Raw genomic sequence first — 20,858 nt, forward strand, 5'->3', positions numbered from 1 at the left:
GATACTTCATTAGCTTGTAACCGCTTACAAAACGATTATTAAGAAATTACGTTTTAGTTGAAGTGAGTGTCATCACACTAAACTTGGGGCTAAAAAGACCAGTTGTGGAAACCATGAAAGCGCTTACAGATTCACTTCATGCCATGAAACTGTTTCATGAGATTACCGCACACCTAATAAAGACAGCGTCTGGTTACTGATTCCCAAAGCATGTGCAAACATGCTTAAATTCCATTTATCTCTGGCGTTGTTCGGGGATGCCTACCCAGCAGGCGGTAATATACTGGATAAAATTGACCCTACTGCTTCAATGGTCATACAAAATTGTATGGGAACATTTCAAGGCACTTTTAATTCACTTTCCGTTGTCAAAAACATGAAAGAACAACACCCAGCAAAGGCTGGGCGTGAAATAACGGAGTAATCTCAAGTAGTGTCTACACTTTGTTTTCGGACTGCTCCGCAAGCTTAAACTATTGAGTTAGTGAGAACTGCTGCTGCGACATGGTTTCAAGCTGTTGACCATGAGAAAACAAAACTTGAGATCGTTGAGAGTTGTCCTCTGCCAAGGTGTGTATCTGACTGATGTTTTGTGTGACTTGAGAAGCAACCACTTGATGTTCCGTGGTTGCGGTCGCGATTTGATGGCTCCTTTGCTCTACCTCATTGAGCAGATCAGAGACCGTCGATATTGAGTGATTCACTTCGCCCGTTTGCTTAACACATTGAACCATCCCCACCACACATTGATTGATTTGCTCCACCGCCAATTTAGAACTGGTTTGCAGCTGTTCTATCTTGTTGTGTATCTCTTGCGTCGAGGCATTGGTTTTGGCCGCTAACACGCGAACTTCATCGGCCACCACAGAGAACCCTCGACCTTGCTCTCCCGCGCGCGCCGCTTCAATGGCTGCGTTCAATGCCAACAAATTGGTTTGTTCAGAGATCCCAGATATCACATCCAAAATGGAGCCAATGCTAGCACTCTCTTTCTCAAGTTTGTCGATTGTGCTTGTTGATTCTGCCAACTTACTTTCCAAAACGCCCATTAGGTCAACATTCTTGCCCATGGTTTGCTGCCCTGCGCTTGAACTGGTGACAGCCGATGTCACCAGAGTCAGTGTTTGGTTGGCCGCTTGAGTTATTTCAGTCACGGAACATTCGATTTGTTCCATCGCCGTTGCCACCATTACGGTTTGATTGGTTTGGTCTAACGCACCTTGTACCAACTTACTTGGCTTACGGATGCCTTTTGCGATATTAACGCCTATCAAAAGCGCAATCAGAACCGATACAATCGAAATAATTACCTGCATCAAAAGGGCTTGATTGGATGATTCCATCGACTCTTGATACAGGTTTGTTGCGGTATGTTCGGCGTACGTAGAAAGTTCGTCGAAGTACCCTAGCTGCACATCAATCGCCTGTTCAATTTCAGCTCTTTGTTCAGCTATCGACTCATGCAACTTAACGGTTTCCATGTGCGTAGACACTGAGCCTGGCGCTGAAAAGGCATGGGAAGCGAGCAGTGACAAAGACTGCTTGCTCCGTCGCACTAAAGCCGGATCCTGCGCCTCCAAATTAGCAACAGCTTCTTTAAATCGCTCGTGACGACTTTGCAGGCGTCGCTCTACTCCACGAACTTCCGATGACGTTTGCAGTGAAAAAGCCTCATTGGCTTCTGCCGCAATCAAGCTCAATTGAACCAGTAATGCTTCTACTGCTTTTTGCGTTGCATCTGAGCCCGCGCTCGCCAGTTGATTCACCAAGGTATTGTTGAGCTGGCCCACTACCGATTGAAATTGCGCCTGCTCCATCGAACCGAGGTCTTTCGTATCCAAATAAGAAACGTATAAGTTTAAGGTCTGGTCTATCTTATCGATGGTAGCAACGCCCGTTTCATCAATATTCTGGAGTATGGATTCAAGAGACGACCCTGCCGTGCTCTTGCCTTCAAACCAATTCAATTGCTGCTGATATTGCTCGATGTTGTTTACAACGACTTGTTTGAGTGGCTCTAACTCATCAACATAATCCGCTGATAAATAAGGAATGGAGCTTCGGTTAATATCCAAAAAACGGATGGTAAGCGTGGAGGATTGGAGCATTAAAGGGGTGGCTTGTTGAGTGATGGTCTCGATGTGTGAGGTTATGTTCTTATTGCTGCTAATACTCAACCATGCGCTACCCAGCATGATCACGATCAGCGTGAAGAAACCTAAATAAACTCGAGACACAATAGAAGAAAGTCTCATCGTTATTCCTTGATCTAGTGGCGAAAAAAAGGGCACATAAAATGTGCCCAAGAATGGAGTTATTTAACGTGCCCTAATCAATCTGCCTTTAGGGCTAAAATGGACAGTATGTACTTACTATTTGTAACGTATGGCTATTTCAACATGAACGCTTTGAAAATATGCCTAATTCAAAGCGTTGCTCTTTCTACCTGTTGATTACCACCAAGCTTCAAACATTGCGCCGAACGACAATGTATCAACATTGGTTGTCTTCACTGTGTTGCCTTTCGTTTCTACATCACCCACGGTTGTGTAGAAGCGAAGCATTGGACGGCTCCAAGGTAAGCCACCTAGAGAAACGTTTTGAGACAAGGTTACTTTCCATGCGTTCTCTTCACCGTCGTCATCGTAATCAACCATGCCGTAGCCCGCTTCTAACCAAGTAGAATGAACGTCATCCCATTGGTACTGTGGACGAACGATACCCGCATACTCAGTGTTATCGCGAGCTAAGTCTGCACCAGAGTTGTCTTTGTACGACACTAGGTAATCAATGATGAATTTATCCGATGCTGCGTAGTTACCTTCTAAACTTGCGTAGAAAGTTTGGTAGTCGCCTTTAAGTTCAAATACCGATGAATCTGCACCGTCACCGTACTTCATAACTAACTTGTTAGACTCGCCTAATCCTAAAGTAGCACCGATTAAATATGCTGTTTCATCACTTACTTTTTGACCCGGTGTTACCACTGGTTCCATTTTGTCTGTAAGAGGGTTATATACATACTCAGTCGTAGTAGAAGTATCAGCTTCATCAGAAGCAAAGCCGTAGTTTGCGTAAAGATCTAGGTTACCGATACCAGCGTTGATACTGTGCAGTTTTGCAGTCACAGCATATCGACCGTTGTCATTTACGAGGCCGCCTTTCACTTGGCCTACAAAGCCCATATCCAGCTTCGCGCCGCCGAAATCTAGGTTGTTGAAGCCAGCGCCTTGACCATCGTGTGTCATCCAGAAGTAATCGTTCAAACCTTGTTGCGGACGTTGATGGAAGTCGCGACCAGCCCACATGTAAAGTTCTGGTTGGCTTTCAAATACATTGGTTACACCAGCGTACATTTTTTTCATGCTCAAGCCGCCGTCGTCAGCCCAAGCGTCAGCTTCCCAGTGGTCAGCCATGAATACGATGTCCCAGATAGCGCCATTGTCAGCTTCGAAAAGTTTAGCTAGCTGAACCTCACCACCATTAGCTTCGTTACCTAAACGACCGACAGAACGACCTGTTGTACCGATGTCTACGTAACGTTCATCACCGCTCTTGTAGTGAGCGCCGTAACGAGCATAACCTGAGAAGACAATGCCATCTGGCACATTTGTTTCAGCCGTTAGAACCGCTTGTTGTTGGTCATCAACATATTTGATATCCCCAACTTGAGATTCTAACTCTAGGATTCGTTGTTCTAGAGCAGCAAGATCCGTCTCTGCAGCAAAAGAAGAGAGTGAAGCAAGCGAAGCCGCCACTGCGACCGTTATTGGCAAAAGCTTAAATTTTTGCATTGTAATTCCCTATTATTTTTTTGAGTTTTCATCGAACAGGGAAATATTAAGCAATGAAAGAGTTGAAAAGTTGGTCGCTGTTCACACTGATAAATCAGCTTAAATGTCATGAAACTTTTAGAAAATTCACGGGGAAAACTACTACATTTAGATCAATAAGTTATGAATAAACATGCGTGATATATCAGCTTGAAATCGCTTTCATTTCATCAGTAATGGTGGCGGCTATCACGGAAAAGGGTGTAGAAAAACAAAGAGAATTGGATGTGAATTTGATTGATTTTCATATATATGAAAAGCCTCAAAATCTAAGGCAGATTTTGAGGCTTTTTGGACTGAGTCAAATACCCAGTTATCTAAAATTAAGTATTTTCTAGATTGAACCTAGGGACTCTATTCCCATATTGAACAGGGTAAATGCGTAGATATCAGCAGTGAGATCGATCGCTTTACTCAGCGGCATTCCAGCACCATGGCCCGCATTAACATCGATACGAATCATCACGGGCGCACCGCCTTCATGCTTATCTTGCAGTTCTGAGATGAACTTATAAGAGTGAGCCGGTACCACACGGTCATCGTGATCAGCGGTGGTAACCAATGTCGCAGGATAGTCCGTGCCACGCACCACATTATGAACCGGAGAATAACCAAGCAGGTATTCGAACATCTCTTTATTTTGCGCGGATGTACCATAGTCGTACGCCCAACCTTCGCCAGACGTGAAGGTGTGGTAACGCAGCATGTCTAGCACCCCAACCGCAGGCAGAGCCACTTGGAACAGCTCTGGCCTTTGTGTCATACAAGCACCTACCAGCAAGCCTCCGTTAGAACCGCCGCGAATCGCTAACTTATCACTGCTGGTGTAGTTTTCTTCGATTAAGAACTCGGCTGCGGCAATGAAGTCATCAAATACGTTTTGCTTCTGTTGTTGTGTACCCGCTTTGTGCCACGCCTTACCATACTCACCACCGCCACGCAGGTTCGGCACCGCATATACGCCACCCAGTTCTAGCCAACTGCCAACCGTCCCCGAGAAAGAAGGCGTTAGGCTAACGTTAAAGCCACCATAGGCGTACAACATGGTTGGGTTATTGCCATCTAACACTAATCCCTTCTTATAAGAGATAAGCATCGGAACCTGAGTGCCATCCTTCGAGGTATAGGAGACTTGTTTAGACTCAAATTGATCCGACTCAAACGGAGACTCAGAGCGTTGGTAGATTTCAGAGCTTCCAGATTCAACATCAAAAGAGAAAATCGTTGGCGGCGTTACATAGTTGGTAAAGGTGTAATAAAGCTGAGTTTGCTCGTTTTTTCCACCTAAGCCACTGGCCGTTCCCAGCCCAGGCAAATGAATGTCACGAACTCGATTACCTTGGTAATCCAACTGCTCAACCTTAGACACCACATCGACCATGTAGTGAGCAAACAAGTAGCCACCACCCGTGCTGATATCCAATGGCTGTGGCTTTTCTGGGATGATTTCGAGCCATTTCCCATCGCGAGTATCAAAGCTCACCACCTTGCCATTAGGCGCATCAAGATTGGTGTATAGAATGAAGGTCTCATCTTGGTTATCGATGAGATAAGTGTCGCTATCCACATGATCAATCAGCGTATTCAGCTTTTGTTCTGCTGAGTTTAAATCGATATAGAACAGTCTGTTACCCGATGTCGACTCTCGCCCTAGAATGATCAAGTAACGGTCATCTTCGGTGGTGTAACCCGACACATAACGGTGTTGTTCAGCGCTATCTTCACCAAAAATCACTTTGTCGCTAGCTTGTTCAGTACCCAACTCATGGAAGTAAAGTTTGTGCTGTTCGGTACGTGCAGAAAGCTGGCTGCCGTCTGGCTTGTCATAGCTAGAGTAATAAAAGCCACGGTTACCTAACCAAGAAATGCCGGTAAATTTAGCGTCGGTGATTTCGGTTTCAAGCTGCTGTTTAGTCTCAGTATCAATCACAAAGATCTTACGCCAATCGCTACCACCCTCTGAAATACTGTATGCCACTAAGCTGTAATCTTTAGAAAACGACACCGAACCCAGTGATGTAGTGCCATCTTCCGAGAAGGTATTCGGATCTAGGAACACTTCAACCTGCATGCCTTCTTTCTGACGATAAAGAGTACTGTGATTCTGCAAACCATCATTCTTATAGAAATAGGTGTAATCCCCTCGCACAAACGGCTGTGAGCTCTTTTTGTAGTCTTGCGCTTTCGCTAATCGCTCTCGCAGTTCTGCGCGATACGGGATTTGAGCAAGGTAATCGAATGTGACTTCATTTTGACTCGCCACCCATCGCGCGGTTTCATCACTTCTGTCGTCTTCTAACCAGCGATATGGGTCTTCGATTATCTGACCGAAATAGTCATCGCTGACGATCTGTTTGTTGGTGACTGGAAATTGATACTCTTTTAAATAGCTCATCGTGATCCTTATTAAAAATAATGTGAAATCGTCAGATAACGCGTTCTGATGTGTTCAATCAATAACTTAATCTTGTTCGGTGGCTGGCGCGTAAAGGGGTACACCGCATAAATACCCAGTTTTTTACCAACTAAATCAGGGAAGATGTCCACCAGCTGGCCATTGCGAATATCGTGATACACCAGACAACGTGGCACATACGCCACACCATGACCGCCCAGCGCCGCTTTTCTTAATGCCGTCGCGTTGTCGGTAGAAAATGAACCCGAAACACGCACGATGTATTTGTCGTTGTCGGTACAGCCATCCTTACTGTGTAAGAACTGCCACTCACTGGCGCCTGTCGTTTGATAAGCGTATTGCAAGCAATTGTGCTCGACCAAATCCTTGGGCTGCATCGGCTTCCCGTTCTTAGCGATATAAGATGGCGAGGCACATACCACCCATTGTGAATCCAATATATGACGGGCAATTAAGCTGGAGTCTTCCAAGTAACCGGTTCGAATGACCAAGTCGAGACCATCCTCAACCAAATCAACAAATCGATTGTTAAGAGACATATCGACCGTTAAACCTGGGTGCATATTACAAAACTCGGCAACAGCGTCTGCGAGAATCAAATCTCCGGAGATAGTAGGCACTGACATTTTGATATGACCACTGACATTTTCACCAAAGCCTGAAACTGCGTCCATAGCCTCTTGAGCCGCCTGCTTCACATTTTTGGCTCCGTGTAACATTGCCTTACCCGCCTCGGTCAGGGTCAATTTACGCGTGGTTCGATATAATAGCTGCACGCCAATCTCTTCTTCCAAACGCGCAATTCTCTTACTAACTACCGAATTTGTAAGGTTATTTTGTTCCGCCACCTTACTAAAACTACCTAGCTCTACTACCTGTGAAAACAGGATCAAATCGTCTGCTCGCATTTGATTATGCCAATTTTGGAATTAATTATTTTCATTATTTCCCTATATCAATAAAAAATAAAGGGGTAAATTCACGCCAAATTAACAAAACAATTACAAAAACAGCTTTTGCAATCACATCGGTTACAAATAAAGCGACTCTAATTACAACAATTGAATCCATGAGATTCAGATTACACCTACAAAACTAATGACGTGTTATTCACTTCAAACATGAACGTTTGAAAACAAGTACGAGGAAGTACCCATGAGTGAAACTCTACTAGCTTTATTGGCCTTTTCGCCAATAGTTGTTGCAGCGATTCTGCTGGTTGGCCTTAACTGGCCTGCAAAAAAAGCGATGCCGGTGGCATTTGCATTAACCGTTGCTATCGCCCTATTCGCATGGGATATGTCTAGCACTCGCGTGTTAGCTTCAGTATTCCAAGGCTTCGGCATTACCGTGTCGGTTCTCTGGATTGTGTTTGGCGCCATCTTCTTATTAAACACTTTGAAACACACCGGAGCTATCACCACCATCCGCAACGGATTTACTGACATATCAGCAGACCGTCGTGTACAAGCGATCATCATTGCTTGGTGTTTTGGTTCATTCATTGAAGGTGCGTCTGGCTTCGGCACACCCGCTGCAATCGCCGCTCCATTATTGGTTGCAATTGGCTTCCCAGCGTTAGCCGCGGTACTGATGGGCATGATGATTCAATCTACGCCGGTATCGTTTGGCGCGGTGGGTACACCTATCATCGTTGGCGTAAACAAAGGTTTGGATACGCACAACATCGGTGAAAGCCTGATTGCCAATGGTTCAACATGGGATGCTTACCTACAACAGATCACATCAAGTGTTGCAATCATCCACGCCTGCGTTGGTGTGATGATTCCTGTATTGATGGCGATGATGCTGACTCGCTTCTTCGGTAAGAACAAAAGCTGGACTGAAGGTCTTGATATCCTGCCATTCGCACTGTTCGCAGGTGCCGCTTTCACCATTCCTTACGCACTAACAGGTGTTTTCCTAGGTGCTGAGTTCCCATCACTGATTGGTGGTTTAGTTGGCCTTGCTATTGTTGTAACAGCAGCAAAACGTGGCTTCCTAGTACCTAAATCAAAATGGGATTTCGAAAGCGAAGATAAGTGGCCAGCAGAATGGCTAGGTTCTTTGAAAATCGATCTTGATGACAACAACCAAAGCCATAAAAAAATGAGCATGGCGATGGCGTGGGCACCTTACGTGCTGCTCGCTGTCACTCTAGTTGCAAGCCGTGTGAGCCCTGAGTTCAAAGGCCTGCTTAAGAGCGTTAGCCTTTCTTTCAGCAACATCCTTGGCGAGACAGGCGTAAGCACAGCGATTCAACCTCTGTATCTACCTGGCGGTATCTTGGTCTTCGTCGCACTGGTTGCTGTTCTAATGCAATCACGCAGCGCAACACCACTGGCTAAAGCTTTTGGTGAGTCGAGCAAGACTCTGATTGGCGCAGGCTTTGTGTTGGTGTTCACCATCCCAATGGTTCGTATCTTTATTAACTCTGGCGTGAACGGCGCTGATTTAGCAAGTATGCCAGTAACCACTGCCAACTTTGCAGCTGACCTAGTCGGCAGCGCATTCCCAGCGTTAAGTGCTACGGTTGGTGCGTTAGGAGCCTTCATTGCAGGTTCAAACACCGTTTCAAACATGATGTTCAGCCAATTCCAATTCGAAGTAGCACAAACTCTGTCTATCTCTAGTGCAGTGGTTGTTGCTCTGCAAGCCGTTGGTGCTGCAGCAGGTAACATGATTGCAATTCACAACGTGGTAGCCGCATCGGCGACCGTAGGCTTGTTAGGACGCGAAGGCGCAACACTACGTAAGACTATCATCCCAACGTTCTACTATTTGGTGATGACCGGAATCATCGGCCTAGTGGTTATCTACGGTTTCAAAATGACAGACGCACTTATGTAAACCATAAGTCGTTACAAAAGCACTTGGCGTTAATACTCAATTCCCCGACTGCAACACCGTCTAATAAGACAGTTGATGAGTTTCGGAATGGATACTAAAACACATCAACACCCTCGGGTATTAACGCCATTTTATTGCTTCACTGTTTCACTGTTTATTTGCTTCATAGACTAGTTGCTTCACCGATTAATTGCCTAACTAGTTAATCGCTTCACTGTTTAAGAAAGAACCAACGCTTACTTTTTAAAGAATTAAAGCAGCCCAAGCCAAGCTCTCATAGAAGGGCAACATCCCAAGAATTTAGGACTGAAATTATGATCATATCCGCATCGACTGATTACCGCGCCGCAGCAAAAGCGAAATTACCACCGTTTCTTTTCCACTACATTGACGGCGGTTCTTACGGTGAACATACCCTACGCCGCAACACAGCCGATCTTGCAGAGATCGCGCTCAAGCAGCGTGTCCTCAATGACATGTCAGATCTGAATTTGGAAACTGAGCTGTTTGGCGAAAAGCTCGCGATGCCGATTGCCTTAGCACCCGTTGGTCTAACAGGCATGTACGCACGACGTGGCGAAGTACAAGCTGCAAAAGCCGCAGACAATAAAGGCATCCCTTTTACGATGTCGACCGTATCGGTATGCCCGATTGAAGAAGTCGCACCTAAGATTGAGCGCCCAATGTGGTTCCAGCTTTACGTACTAAAAGATCGTGGCTTCATGAAGAACGTATTGGAACGTGCCAAAGCGGCAGGCGTGACGACACTGGTCTTCACCGTTGATATGCCAGTACCCGGCGCTCGTTACCGTGACATGCACTCAGGAATGAGCGGTCCAAATGCAGCAATTCGTCGTGTATTTCAATCTATGCGTCATCCTAGCTGGGCCGTTGATGTTGGCCTTTTGGGTAAACCACACGATCTTGGCAATATATCTACTTACCGCGGCTCTCCAACCAAACTGGAAGACTACATCGGTTGGTTGGGTGACAACTTCGACCCATCAATTTCATGGAAAGACCTAGAGTGGATCCGTGATTTCTGGGACGGCCCGATGGTCATCAAAGGCATTCTTGATGAAGAAGATGCAAAAGACGCCGTGAGATTTGGCGCAGACGGTATCGTAGTTTCAAACCACGGTGGTCGTCAGCTTGATGGTGTTTTATCAAGTGCTAAAGCACTGCCTGCAATTGCAGACGCGGTAAAAGGCGACACTAAGATTCTGGTCGACTCTGGCATTCGTACTGGCTTAGATGTAGTTCGCATGATGGCGATGGGCGCAGACTGCACCTTGCTTGGTCGCTCTTTCGTCTACGCGTTAGCAGCGCAAGGACAAGCAGGTGTTGAGAATCTACTCGACCTATATGACAAAGAGATGCGCGTTGCGATGACTCTAACTGGCGCCAAGACAATCAAAGACTTAACCCGTGATTCCCTAGTGGGGCTAGATTAAACCTCAACGACTTAGGTTCGGATTCGGACTAATGCTTTGGTCTACTTAGACTGAAGTTCAATCGGTGTCACAGCAATTACACTGCCGTTGTGACACCGTTTAAGCACTGGAAAATAAAATAAAAACAAATCAGTGCCAAATAAGAAGCACAAGGAAGCAAAGATGGAGACAACCACACACCATGAGCGAGTAATAGACGCACAAGCTTATCAGCAGCTTGAAGCGATACTGGCTCAAAAAATAGACACAGAGCGCATTGTCACTCAAGAGGCAAAGCGCTTGGCTTACGGCACCGATGCGAGTTTTTATCGCTTGGTGCCGAAAATGGTTCTAAGGCTCAAAAACTTAGACGAAGTGATATTCACCATTCAAAGCTGTCGCGAACTCGGTATTCATTTTACCTTTCGCGCCGCGGGCACCAGCCTTTCAGGACAAGCCGTTTCAGACTCGGTCCTCATCACACTGACCGATGACTGGCGTGGCCACGAAATCGTCGACAAAGGCAATCAGATCATCCTTCAACCGGGTGTGATTGGCGCTGATGCCAACAAATACCTTGCCCCTTTCCAGCGTAAAATCGGCCCAGATCCAGCCTCTATCAATACCTGTAAAATCGGTGGTATCGCGGCGAATAACGCCAGCGGCATGTGTTGTGGTACTGCGCAAAACTCGTATCGCACCGTTGAGAGCATGAAAATAGTATTGAGTGATGGCTCCCTGCTTGATACGGCAGATAACGCAAGTGTTGAGGCATTCAAGCAATCGCACAAAGAACTGTTTGAAGGCATTGTTGAATTACATCAACAGACAGCGTCAAACCAAGAACTTGCAGACAGAATCCGTCACAAATACCGTCTCAAAAACACCACTGGCTACGCTCTGAATGCCTTGGTCGATTACCACGACCCAATTGAAATCATCAAACACCTGATGATTGGCTCTGAAGGCACGCTAGGCTTCATCGCTGAGATTACCTACAACACGGTGATCGAACACCCGAACAAAGCTTCGGCTCTGTTAGTATTTTCCGACATAGAGCAAGCCAGTAAAGCCGTGACTACGCTATCAAAAACGCCGGTTGCTGCGGTGGAATTGATGGATGGCAGAGCACTTCGTTCAGTAGCTGACAAACCGGGCATGCCTGCGTTTATGCCGAGCTTAGATTTAGAAGCGGCGGCGATTTTAGTTGAATCACACGCCAGCTCCCAGCAGGACTTAGATTTACAATGTAAATCAATTTTGGATGCATTAGCTGATTACACGATTGTTAAATCAGTGCCTTTCACTTCCGATCCAAAGACAGTCGCGACTCTTTGGGGCATCCGAAAAGGCATGTTCCCAGCAGTTGGCGCAGTGCGTGAAGTCGGTACGACCGTTATCATTGAAGACGTGGCTTTCCCTGTCGAAAACCTTGCTAATGGTATTCGAGAGCTGCAAGAGCTGTTCGATAAATACGACTACAGTGAAGCGATTATTTTTGGTCACGCCCTCGAAGGCAACCTGCACTTTGTGTTTACTCAAGGCTTTGATAGCCAAACAGAAATTGATCGCTACGGCGGTTTCATGGATGACGTTACCGAACTGGTCGCGGTGAAATACCAAGGTTCACTGAAAGCAGAACATGGCACTGGCCGTAATATGGCGCCTTATGTCGAATTGGAATGGGGCAAAGATGGCTACGCCTTGATGCAACAAATCAAAGCCTTGTTTGATCCAGAAAGACTGCTCAACCCCGGCGTTATTATTAACGACAATCCAAATTCACACATCACAAATTTGAAGCCAATGCCTGCTGCCGACGACCTTGTCGATCGCTGTATTGAGTGTGGCTTCTGCGAGCCTGTTTGTCCGTCTCGTACCTTAACCCTATCGCCACGCCAACGTATCGTGTTGTACCGTGAGTTACAACGCCGCCGTGCTGCAGGTGAGGAAATAGAAGCAAGCGAACTAGAGAAAACCTTTGAATACCAAGGCATTGATACCTGCGCGGCGACAGGCCTGTGTGCCGAGCGTTGCCCAGTGGGAATCAACACCGGTGATTTAATTAAGAAGCTTCGTATTGCCAAATACGAGAAATTCACACCTATCGCTAAGTGGACAGCGGATCATTTCTCGACCACCACCAAGCTGACCAAGGCCGGCCTCAAAACCAACCAAGTGGCGAGTAAAGTGTTAGGCGCAAATACCGTCGGCAAGCTAACCAACGGCTTGCGCTCAATAACTAAAGGTGCGACACCGGTTTGGATGCCGGAGATGCCACAATCCAACAGTCACTCGCTAGTCTCATCACCAGCGACGGCAGAATCCTCAAGCAATCATAAGAAGGTGGTTTACCTGCCTTCGTGTGCCAGTCGAACTATGGGACAACAAAGCGATGCGGGCGACCAACGTCCCCTAACTGAAGTGACTATGTCTTTGCTTAACAAAGCCGGATTTGAGGTTATTCTTCCGAAAAAGCTAGATGACCAATGTTGTGGCATGCCTTACGACAGCAAAGGAATGACCGATTTAGCCCAATCTAAAGCACAACAGCTCGAAGAAGTGTTGTGGCAAGCAAGTCTTCAGGGTGAATACCCAGTATTAATGGACACCAGTCCATGTGCTAAACGCAGTATTGAACAGTTCACCAAACCGTTAGAGGTATTAGAGCCGACAGGGTTTGTGAACCAATACTTGCTTGAACACCTGACACTTGAGCCGCTGCAAGAAACCGTGATGCTGCATGTGACTTGTAGCTCTCGTCGAATGGGTTTGGAAGGCGCGATGTTGAACCTTGCAAAAGCGTGTACCGAAGAGGTCATCGTTCCTGAGCATATTCAGTGTTGTGGTTGGGCGGGTGACAAAGGTTTTACCACGCCAGAGCTGAATGAGGCGGCAGTGCATCCACTCAAAGAACAAGTGCCGAGCAACTGTACTCGTGGATTCAGCAACAGTCGAACCTGTGAGATCGGTTTGTCACATCACAGTGGCATTCCGTATCAATCCATCTTGTACTTAGTGGACGAAGTGGCGCAGTAGCTTCACTCTTAGTACAGAGCAATTTGCTCTAACTTAAAACAAAAATGGCAGCCCAATCAGGCTGCCATTTCTTTATTCGATTTTAAACGTTCTACTGAGCTAACGGTTAGAGAGCTAGGCGCATCAACTCTTCTGGTAAGTAATGTTCTGCTTCTGCGCCTTTGGCGATCAAGTCGATCACTTGGAATTCGCTCATGTCACCAAACTCTTTGGTTAAGTAATCACGAAACGCTTTCTCATTCGGCCACTTACCTCGCACGATATAGCCCTCTTCTTTATCAAAATCTTCTGTTTCAAAGAATGAAAAATCGGTCATACCAATATTGTGGCAATACAAAACGAGATACATAATTTTTCCTCAAAAACGGGGTTACTAATAAAAACTCACAGGGAGGTAGAAATCAAGCTCAAACACTTCATCACTATTAAGAAAATGGTTCCGATGATAATGCACATACGCAGGAGTCGAACGCTGTTTGAAACCAGAAGCCGGTAACCATTTTTCCAATACCATACTGATCTGTGGTAGCAGCTCACCATAACGACCATTAAGTCGAAACACCGCATGCAAACCGCCTGGAATCACCATTTGGTTCACCACACTTCGATACTTAATCGGCTCATCAATCGCGACACAGGCTACATAGCGACACTGATCCATTTCAACCCAAGCAGGGTTTGAGTGATGCAAACCAAATTGGCTCGAAAAGTCACGCTGTTCCGAGTTCGCCCACGCTTTCAATATCAACCATGCGTTGCGAATAGAGCGGTTATAACCAGTATGTCGAACATAAGCTGCCATTCGGTCTGATACTTCAACAATTTTAGGTTCCGGCAACTCCCGCTGCGACACATTCAAATAACCCGCCGCCACTTCGGGATCTTTCAGGTAAGGTTTTTCTGCAATCTGTAAATCATGCTTACGCCATTCTCCGGGCGACATATTAAAAGTCGCTTTAAACGCTCGGCTAAACGAAGACACAGAGCTAAAGCCGCATTTATGGGCGATCTCAACCACAGACGAGCTGGTATCGAACATTAATTGATTGGCTGCATACTCCATTCGAGTGCGTCGAATGTATTGATGCAACGACTCCCCAACCACACTTTTGAACGTGCGATGAAAGTGTTGCTCTGAATACGCAGCAATCTCAGAGAGCGCTTTTGCCGACAAAGGCTGACTGATGTCTTGGTGAATATGGAACAAAACATCATTGATTCGGGATATGTGTTGTCGTGACATCGTTTAAATAGCATAAATGGACATGTTTAACAGCATAAACGGACACGCCAGTTTTTACAATTGCCGTGTAATATCAAGCGATAGAATAAAAACGATAAACGACGAGACACAACACATGGAAATCGCACAGTCATTACAACAGATTCAATCTTCATACATTCGAGAGATCCTCGCAGCCGCAAGCGATCCAAATGTTATTTCGTTGGCCGGTGGTTTACCCGATGCGAAAACATTCCCTATCGATTTAATGAAGCCTACGCTAGAAAACCTAGCGAACATGCCTGAAGTTTTCCAATACGGTTCGACCGCCGGTTATGGCCCGTTGCTTGATCACCTAACACAAAGCTACCAATTGCCAGAGTCACACACGGCCATGATTTGTACCGGTTCTCAGCAAGGTTTGGATTTGATTGCGCGTGCGTATGTTGACCCGGGTGATGTGGTTGTGATGGAAGCGCCAAGCTACCTAGGTGCGATGCAAGTGTTTGGCTTAGTTCAAGCAAACATTGCAACCGTGTCTCAAACAGAATTTGGGCCAAATCTAGATGAACTAGAGACGTGCTTTGCACAGCAAGCGCCGAAAATGTTCTATGCCGTACCTGATTTCCACAACCCAACCGGCGTGTGCTGGGCAACAGAAACTCGTCAAAAAGTGGCTGAGCTGTGTATCAAATACAACGTAGCCTTCATTGAAGATGCACCATACCGTGAGCTACGTTTCACTGGTACGGAACTGCCGTTGGTTTCTTCGTTCTGCCCTGATAACTCTATCGTTCTTCGTTCATTCTCTAAGATTGCATCGCCAGGTCTACGTATTGGTGCGGTAACAGGCAAACGCAGCTACCTTGAGCCACTGATCAAAGTGAAGCAAGGCGCTGACTTGCACTCAAGTGTTCCCATGCAAGCTCTGCTTGTTGGTCTTCTAAAGCATGAAGACTTCAACGTACATATGGAAAACATTCGCACACTGTACAAGTCTCGTTATGAAGTGTTGTTTTCAGAGCTAGAAAAACAACTGCCTGCAGATTGCGTGTTAAAAGCCGTAGACGGCGGGATGTTCATTTGGGTTGAGATCCCAGAGTACGACACTTTTGAATTAGCTAAGACTTTGCTATCGAATGGCGTCGCGGTAGTACCAAGCCCAGTATTCTATCCAAAGGCTGATGAAGCTAAAGCTGCACTGCGCTTAAACTTCACTAACGCTAACCCAGAAGAATTAACAGAAGCGGTGAAACGCTTAGCGGAAGTACTGAACCAAGCGTAATCGCTGACGATACTGACCGCTTTGGTGATTACCTGATCGGCTTATTGCCGATAAAGCCGCAACGAATCAGCATTAAGGGCCAATGTCATTCTCAACAAGAGAGTCACATTGGCCTTAATTTTAGGTCGCTATAAAACACAGAAAGGACATCACTTTGCCTCATTGTATTATCGAACACTCATCCACTATTGATGGCCAGCAACTCAATCAGAAAGTGTTTCTCGGCGCGATGGAATCTCAGTTGTTCTCACCAACAGGAGAAGACATCAAAGTACGCAGCATTGCCTACCAGCATTACCAAACAGGTGAAGTAAAAGAAGACTTCGTGCATGTCTCTGTGCGTATTTTGTCTGGGCGTAACGAAAGCGTCAAAGCGATGCTCTCTAGGTCCATTTTGGATCAATTACTTGCTCTTCCACTATCCAATGCTTCACTGACCGTAGAGATCATCGACATAGACACAAGCAGCTATTCAAAAGCCTTAGTTTAAGGACAAGTTACAAACGTACAGCCCCTCACAAATAGGGTATTTTCACAACATTCGTTAGCAGCATGGAGCAATGAAATGGAATTGGTGATTGGTAACAACCCAGAATTGATAACGAAAGCACAGTCCATTCGTCATCAAGTATTCGTTGTTGAACAAGGCATACCGCACATATTGGATCTTGATGGGCTCGATCCTGTCTCACATCATGCTCTCATCACCGATGAAGATAATTTAGTCGCTACTGCACGCTTGCACATTGATGAATCAGGACACTCAACTATGGCGCGTGTTGCTGTTCTACAGCCTTATCGAGGATCTGGTATCGCATCTGAAATTGTCATGGCACTTCTAAAACATGCCTCTGAACATGGTGCTAAAGTAATTGAAATCCACGCTCATCAGTACCTAAAGAATTACTATGAAAAGTTTGGCTTTGAGTTCATTCGTGAAGTAGAAATCGTCGGGGAACACCAGCTCATTGAAATGAGATACAACATAAGTTCGTAGCCAAATATTCAATAAGCAACAAGATAACACTACTTATCTGAGCTAAAACTGCTTATCAAATAGCTACCACCTCCACACACCTAAAACCACACAAATCAAAATGATAAATAGCCCTACTTTTGGTTGGTTTTTGTCCTTCCTTGGCTTGGTTATACTGCGGCGGATTTTAATAAGCCAATATGGGCAAACCTGAGTGAATTAAACTCAGTCTGTATCATAAAAGGCAACGCTCTGGATTTACGTTCCAGCTCGCAGAAAGGAAAAACCATGTCTCAATATGTTGTATGTGCTCTGTATAAATTCGTAGCACTTGATGATTACCAAGAAATTCGCCAGCCACTAACTGACGTGTTAGAAGCCAACCAAATCCGCGGTACTTTGCTACTTGCGAGTGAAGGTATCAACGGCACCGTTGCAGGTAAGCGCGAATCTATCGACGCTCTTCTTCAATGGTTCAAACAAGATTCTCGTTTGGCTGATGTTGTTTACAAAGAGTCGTTCAACGAAGAACAACCATTCAACCGCACCAAGGTTAAGCTTAAGAAAGAGATCGTAACCATGGGCGTTGAGGGTATCGACCCACGCCACGTTGTCGGCACTTACGTTAAACCAAACGAATGGAACGACCTCATCTCTGATCCAGATGTAATTTTGGTTGATACTCGTAACGACTACGAAGTCGATATCGGTACATTCAAAAATGCTGTAAACCCAAACACAGAAACCTTCCGTGAATTCCCTCAGTACGTTGAAGAAAATCTTGATCCTAAGAAGCACAAGAAAGTCGCGATGTTCTGTACTGGCGGTATTCGTTGCGAAAAATCAACAGCCTACATGAAAGAGCAAGGCTTTGATGAGGTTTACCACCTTGAAGGCGGCATTCTTAAGTACCTAGAAGAAGTACCTGAAGAAGAGAGCATGTGGGAAGGCGACTGCTACGTATTTGACGGTCGTGTTGCAGTTAACCACCAGCTAGAAAAGAGCGGCTACGATGTGTGTAACGCGTGTCGTCTGCCAATCACTGACGAAGACAAAGCCTCTGAGCACTTCGAGAAAGGCGTAAGCTGCCCTAAGTGTATTGATAAGCACAGCGACGAGCAGAAAGCGCGTTTCCGTGAACGTGAAAAGCAAGTCCAACTGTCGAATGCTCGTGGCGAAACCCACGTAGGTGGCGATGCTGCTCACCTTATCGATCAACGTAAGAAAGAGAAGCTTGCACATAAAGAGCAGCAACGTTCTGGTAAGAAAGCGAAGTAAGCTTTCTGCTTTCAACACACATAGTTCTAAACATGTAACGACAAATAGTTAGCTATATACATACAAAAGGGCGTAAGTTCGAAGATGATTCTTCGAGTTTGCGCCCTTTTTTGATCGCTTTACGGCTTTGTGTTTTGAACCACATTTCTTTCGATAAATTGCTTCTATACTGTTAATAATTCGACTAGAGAGGAAGTGCCAATGCTCAATGAAAACCATGCCTTTATCTTAGATTTCCCAGATCTTAAATTAGACATTGTTCAGCTCAACCACGACGACGAAAAATTCAAAGCAGACATGCAAAAATACCACCAACTCGACTATGACATCCGTCAGCTAGAAATCTCTGGCAGCCCTATCGATGACGACAGCATGCACAACCTCAAAGTAGAACGCATGGAGCTAAAAGACTCGCTACACAAACAGCTCACGCGTCATCACGCGCTTAAGATCGTATAACGACTCATATGCTAGTGTGGCTAACTTAGCCACACTACTCACCTTCTGATAGGTCTCTTGTATAATGAAGCTACCGGTTACCTGCTTGCTTATCCGCTGAGAAATCTAAGTAAGTACTGAACTGAAGTCCATCATCTTGAGTTTCAAAACTCCAACCCATTCGCTCACAGATTCGTTGCACAATCACTAAACCACAACCATAGCCTGCATTGTAAGTATCATTGCCATCATGACGGTTAGTGATCACTAATTGAGAACCTGTCACCACAATTCCAACATCGCCAACACTGTAGCTAAACGCATTTTTAATTAAGTTATTCAATACAATAGTAATAAAGCTCTCTGGCGCATACACAGTGACAGTCCCTTTTACGTCTAGGTTATAACTCGCATCCTGCTTGGCAAACAAAGGCGCCATTTCAAGCAGCTGATTCCGAACTTCGACTTCCAGGTCATAGTGACCGAAATGGTGCTCATCGATACTCTCTTTACCAAGCAGCAAAAACATTTCAGTCAGCACTCGCATCTGTTCACTCGCTTCTTGCAGGCGATTAATCGCTTTTAACGCAACAGGAGGTTGATTGGGTACCTTAGTTAGCAGATCAGCCGACCCTTTTATCACCATTATCGGGGTTCTAAGTTCATGAGAGGCAAATCGATTGAACTCCTCTTCCCGCTGAAAAAATCCTGAAATGTGATTCTTTGAATCTAAAAGCGTTTGCTCAATGTGTCGTGTTTCAGAGTAAGACGTCTCGACTTCAAAACTTGGCTGCTCAGGGTGCATTTGCCCAATTTTCTTTTCTATCTGATTGAGTGGCTTCGACAGCGATCGCACAACATAGATTCCATACAAAACCATAAAAATGGACGTTAAACCGCCAAGTATGAGGGTGTAATTGTGGAGACTCCATTCATACTCGTCGAGGTAGTCGTCGGCGTCATCTTGAAACAAGATATACATTAACCCTTCGCCTGATGGGTGCTCAAAGACATAAAAGTGTTTATCTTCCGTACCTAGCAAGTGTTCATAGAAACCGGGCTCTTTGTAGCGAGCTAACCAAATGGGCAATTCACTTTCACTCCAATAGGTTGAAAACTCATTTTCATTCGGCAACAACGCATCTTCGCCAAGCAACTGATATTCAGACGTATAACGATTAGCTTCGGTGTCTAGCCAGTGGTGCAGGCTGATCACTTCCATCTGGTTTTCAGCGATATAAATAACTGTCCAGAAAAGGCCAAACATGACCAAGGTCATCAAACCAAAGCTGCGACGGATTTTTCGGTAAATGCTCGGGTAATCGCCGTGTCTTGAGGCGTTATGCTTTGAGTCGGTAACCTTGTCCATGGATAGTCTCTAATCGTGAATGTTCAAACCCTTTATCGAGCGCGTTACGCAGGCCATAAATATGACTTCGCAGTGCATCACTGCTTGGCGACTCATCACCCCAAACAGAATCAATCACTTCAGTTCTTGAAACAATTGCTGGCGCATGGCGCATAAGGACTTTTAGTATCTTAAGCTGAATACGACTCAACTTAATAAGCCTACCTTCTCGGCATACCTCGTCTGTCTGCGAGTTGAGAGTAATATCGGCAAAAACCTGCTTTCCAATACCTTGACGTGGTCCTCGGCTTGCCAATGCGTTGAGCCTTAAACTGAGCTCTTGCATGGCGAAAGGCTTAACTAAGTAATCATCTCCGCCCGCTTGAAAGGCAGCGATTTTGTCGTCCAACCTATCTTTAGCGGTTAAAAATAGAATTGGCGTAGGGCACTGCACCTCTTCTCTTAACTTTCTAACAGCTGAGATGCCGTCCAATTTAGGCATCATGATGTCCATGATAATCACGTCATAATGATTCTCAGACGCTAACTTCAATGCCGCTTCACCATGATAAGCACAATCGATCACCATCCCTTCCAACTCTAGGTAATCGGCAATGGTTTCTGCAACATTGTGGCTGTCATCAACGATCAAAACTTTCATCGATTTATTTCACCTTTCTTCACGAGTGCTTCACGTTTGAGTTTATAAGATACACCCTCAATAAACTAAATAAAGAGTA

At 45.5% G+C, this 20,858-nt stretch carries 17 protein-coding genes; 9 read left to right on the top strand and 8 right to left on the bottom strand.

Annotated elements, in window-relative coordinates; genetic code table 11:
- Positions 1-220 precede the first annotated feature (220 nt).
- Complete coding sequence (locus AC3CH3_RS18110; protein WP_488538905.1) at positions 221-424, top strand: hypothetical protein; 204 nt, start codon at positions 221-223, stop codon at positions 422-424.
- Between the two features lie 49 nt (positions 425-473).
- Here the strand turns inward: AC3CH3_RS18110 and AC3CH3_RS18115 are convergent, their stop codons facing one another.
- The 4 genes from AC3CH3_RS18115 to AC3CH3_RS18130 all read right to left on the bottom strand — a co-directional run bounded on the left by AC3CH3_RS18115 (position 474) and on the right by AC3CH3_RS18130 (position 7,157).
- Entirely contained in the window at positions 474-2,255 is a 1,782-nt protein-coding gene (locus AC3CH3_RS18115) for a methyl-accepting chemotaxis protein (protein WP_488538906.1), read from the bottom strand.
- A gap of 198 nt (positions 2,256-2,453) precedes the next feature.
- A complete protein-coding gene (locus tag AC3CH3_RS18120) occupies positions 2,454-3,794 on the bottom strand; it encodes a carbohydrate porin (RefSeq protein WP_488538907.1) in 1,341 nt (446 codons plus the stop codon).
- A gap of 373 nt (positions 3,795-4,167) precedes the next feature.
- The gene (locus AC3CH3_RS18125; RefSeq protein WP_488538908.1) at positions 4,168-6,228 is read right to left on the bottom strand and encodes a prolyl oligopeptidase family serine peptidase; all 2,061 of its coding nucleotides are present in this window, start codon (positions 6,226-6,228) and stop codon (positions 4,168-4,170) included.
- Between the two features lie 11 nt (positions 6,229-6,239).
- The gene (locus AC3CH3_RS18130) at positions 6,240-7,157 is read right to left on the bottom strand and encodes a LysR family transcriptional regulator (RefSeq protein ID WP_009846145.1); all 918 of its coding nucleotides are present in this window, start codon (positions 7,155-7,157) and stop codon (positions 6,240-6,242) included.
- A 247-nt stretch (positions 7,158-7,404) separates the two neighbouring features.
- Between AC3CH3_RS18130 and AC3CH3_RS18135 the strand changes: the two genes are divergently transcribed.
- From AC3CH3_RS18135 to AC3CH3_RS18145, 3 genes are all read left to right on the top strand, one after another.
- Positions 7,405-9,099, top strand: a complete 1,695-nt coding sequence (locus tag AC3CH3_RS18135; RefSeq protein ID WP_012601186.1) for an L-lactate permease — start codon at positions 7,405-7,407, stop codon at positions 9,097-9,099.
- Positions 9,100-9,413: 314 nt separating this feature from the next.
- Entirely contained in the window at positions 9,414-10,553 is a 1,140-nt protein-coding gene (lldD, locus tag AC3CH3_RS18140; RefSeq protein ID WP_017083007.1) for an FMN-dependent L-lactate dehydrogenase LldD, read from the top strand.
- Positions 10,554-10,715: 162 nt separating this feature from the next.
- The gene (locus AC3CH3_RS18145) at positions 10,716-13,571 is read left to right on the top strand and encodes an FAD-binding and (Fe-S)-binding domain-containing protein (RefSeq protein ID WP_488538909.1); all 2,856 of its coding nucleotides are present in this window, start codon (positions 10,716-10,718) and stop codon (positions 13,569-13,571) included.
- A gap of 106 nt (positions 13,572-13,677) precedes the next feature.
- On the opposite strand, the gene AC3CH3_RS18150 is transcribed toward AC3CH3_RS18145, so the two are convergent.
- Both AC3CH3_RS18150 and AC3CH3_RS18155 read right to left on the bottom strand, forming a co-directional pair.
- Positions 13,678-13,920: a hypothetical protein gene (locus AC3CH3_RS18150; RefSeq protein WP_102328116.1), complete on the bottom strand. Its 243-nt coding sequence runs from the start codon at positions 13,918-13,920 to the stop codon at positions 13,678-13,680.
- Positions 13,921-13,944: 24 nt separating this feature from the next.
- Positions 13,945-14,814, bottom strand: a complete 870-nt coding sequence (locus AC3CH3_RS18155; RefSeq protein WP_488538910.1) for an AraC family transcriptional regulator — start codon at positions 14,812-14,814, stop codon at positions 13,945-13,947.
- Between the two features lie 115 nt (positions 14,815-14,929).
- Between AC3CH3_RS18155 and AC3CH3_RS18160 the strand changes: the two genes are divergently transcribed.
- The 5 genes from AC3CH3_RS18160 (at position 14,930) to AC3CH3_RS18180 (ending at position 18,791) form a co-directional block, all read left to right on the top strand.
- Positions 14,930-16,078, top strand: coding sequence for an aminotransferase-like domain-containing protein (locus AC3CH3_RS18160; RefSeq protein ID WP_488538911.1), 1,149 nt, complete (start codon positions 14,930-14,932; stop codon positions 16,076-16,078).
- A gap of 154 nt (positions 16,079-16,232) precedes the next feature.
- Entirely contained in the window at positions 16,233-16,568 is a 336-nt protein-coding gene (locus AC3CH3_RS18165) for a 5-carboxymethyl-2-hydroxymuconate Delta-isomerase (RefSeq protein WP_488538912.1), read from the top strand.
- A 75-nt stretch (positions 16,569-16,643) separates the two neighbouring features.
- Positions 16,644-17,075: a GNAT family N-acetyltransferase gene (locus AC3CH3_RS18170; protein WP_488538913.1), complete on the top strand. Its 432-nt coding sequence runs from the start codon at positions 16,644-16,646 to the stop codon at positions 17,073-17,075.
- A 267-nt stretch (positions 17,076-17,342) separates the two neighbouring features.
- Positions 17,343-18,332 (top strand): oxygen-dependent tRNA uridine(34) hydroxylase TrhO, encoded by a 990-nt coding sequence (gene trhO / locus AC3CH3_RS18175; protein ID WP_488519465.1) that lies wholly within the window; start codon positions 17,343-17,345, stop codon positions 18,330-18,332.
- Positions 18,333-18,533: 201 nt separating this feature from the next.
- On the top strand, positions 18,534-18,791 hold the full coding sequence (locus AC3CH3_RS18180) for an HP1242/YdcH family protein (RefSeq protein WP_009846137.1): 258 nt from the start codon (positions 18,534-18,536) through the stop codon (positions 18,789-18,791).
- A 70-nt stretch (positions 18,792-18,861) separates the two neighbouring features.
- On the opposite strand, the gene AC3CH3_RS18185 is transcribed toward AC3CH3_RS18180, so the two are convergent.
- Positions 18,862-20,139 (bottom strand): sensor histidine kinase, encoded by a 1,278-nt coding sequence (locus AC3CH3_RS18185; protein ID WP_488538914.1) that lies wholly within the window; start codon positions 20,137-20,139, stop codon positions 18,862-18,864.
- The gene (locus AC3CH3_RS18190) at positions 20,111-20,779 is read right to left on the bottom strand and encodes a response regulator transcription factor (RefSeq protein ID WP_019820159.1); all 669 of its coding nucleotides are present in this window, start codon (positions 20,777-20,779) and stop codon (positions 20,111-20,113) included. Before AC3CH3_RS18190 ends, AC3CH3_RS18185 begins: the two co-directional genes overlap by 29 nt.
- Positions 20,780-20,858: the final 79 nt, after the last annotated feature.

It is taken from the genome of Vibrio sp. QJM3NY_35, from assembly GCF_057785915.1.

What these genes read in the sequence shown, in the direction of transcription:
- AC3CH3_RS18110 (WP_488538905.1), top strand. Translation starts at nt 221, where the DNA reads ATGCTTAAATTCCATTTATCTCTGGCGTTGTTCGGGGATGCCTACCCA.
- AC3CH3_RS18115 (WP_488538906.1), bottom strand. Translation starts at nt 2,255, where the DNA reads ATGAGACTTTCTTCTATTGTGTCTCGAGTTTATTTAGGTTTCTTCACG.
- AC3CH3_RS18120 (WP_488538907.1), bottom strand. Translation starts at nt 3,794, where the DNA reads ATGCAAAAATTTAAGCTTTTGCCAATAACGGTCGCAGTGGCGGCTTCG.
- AC3CH3_RS18125 (WP_488538908.1), bottom strand. Translation starts at nt 6,228, where the DNA reads ATGAGCTATTTAAAAGAGTATCAATTTCCAGTCACCAACAAACAGATC.
- AC3CH3_RS18130 (WP_009846145.1), bottom strand. Translation starts at nt 7,157, where the DNA reads ATGCGAGCAGACGATTTGATCCTGTTTTCACAGGTAGTAGAGCTAGGT.
- AC3CH3_RS18135 (WP_012601186.1), top strand. Translation starts at nt 7,405, where the DNA reads ATGAGTGAAACTCTACTAGCTTTATTGGCCTTTTCGCCAATAGTTGTT.
- lldD (WP_017083007.1), top strand. Translation starts at nt 9,414, where the DNA reads ATGATCATATCCGCATCGACTGATTACCGCGCCGCAGCAAAAGCGAAA.
- AC3CH3_RS18145 (WP_488538909.1), top strand. Translation starts at nt 10,716, where the DNA reads ATGGAGACAACCACACACCATGAGCGAGTAATAGACGCACAAGCTTAT.
- AC3CH3_RS18150 (WP_102328116.1), bottom strand. Translation starts at nt 13,920, where the DNA reads ATGTATCTCGTTTTGTATTGCCACAATATTGGTATGACCGATTTTTCA.
- AC3CH3_RS18155 (WP_488538910.1), bottom strand. Translation starts at nt 14,814, where the DNA reads ATGTCACGACAACACATATCCCGAATCAATGATGTTTTGTTCCATATT.
- AC3CH3_RS18160 (WP_488538911.1), top strand. Translation starts at nt 14,930, where the DNA reads ATGGAAATCGCACAGTCATTACAACAGATTCAATCTTCATACATTCGA.
- AC3CH3_RS18170 (WP_488538913.1), top strand. Translation starts at nt 16,644, where the DNA reads ATGGAATTGGTGATTGGTAACAACCCAGAATTGATAACGAAAGCACAG.
- trhO (WP_488519465.1), top strand. Translation starts at nt 17,343, where the DNA reads ATGTCTCAATATGTTGTATGTGCTCTGTATAAATTCGTAGCACTTGAT.
- AC3CH3_RS18180 (WP_009846137.1), top strand. Translation starts at nt 18,534, where the DNA reads ATGCTCAATGAAAACCATGCCTTTATCTTAGATTTCCCAGATCTTAAA.
- AC3CH3_RS18185 (WP_488538914.1), bottom strand. Translation starts at nt 20,139, where the DNA reads ATGGACAAGGTTACCGACTCAAAGCATAACGCCTCAAGACACGGCGAT.
- AC3CH3_RS18190 (WP_019820159.1), bottom strand. Translation starts at nt 20,779, where the DNA reads ATGAAAGTTTTGATCGTTGATGACAGCCACAATGTTGCAGAAACCATT.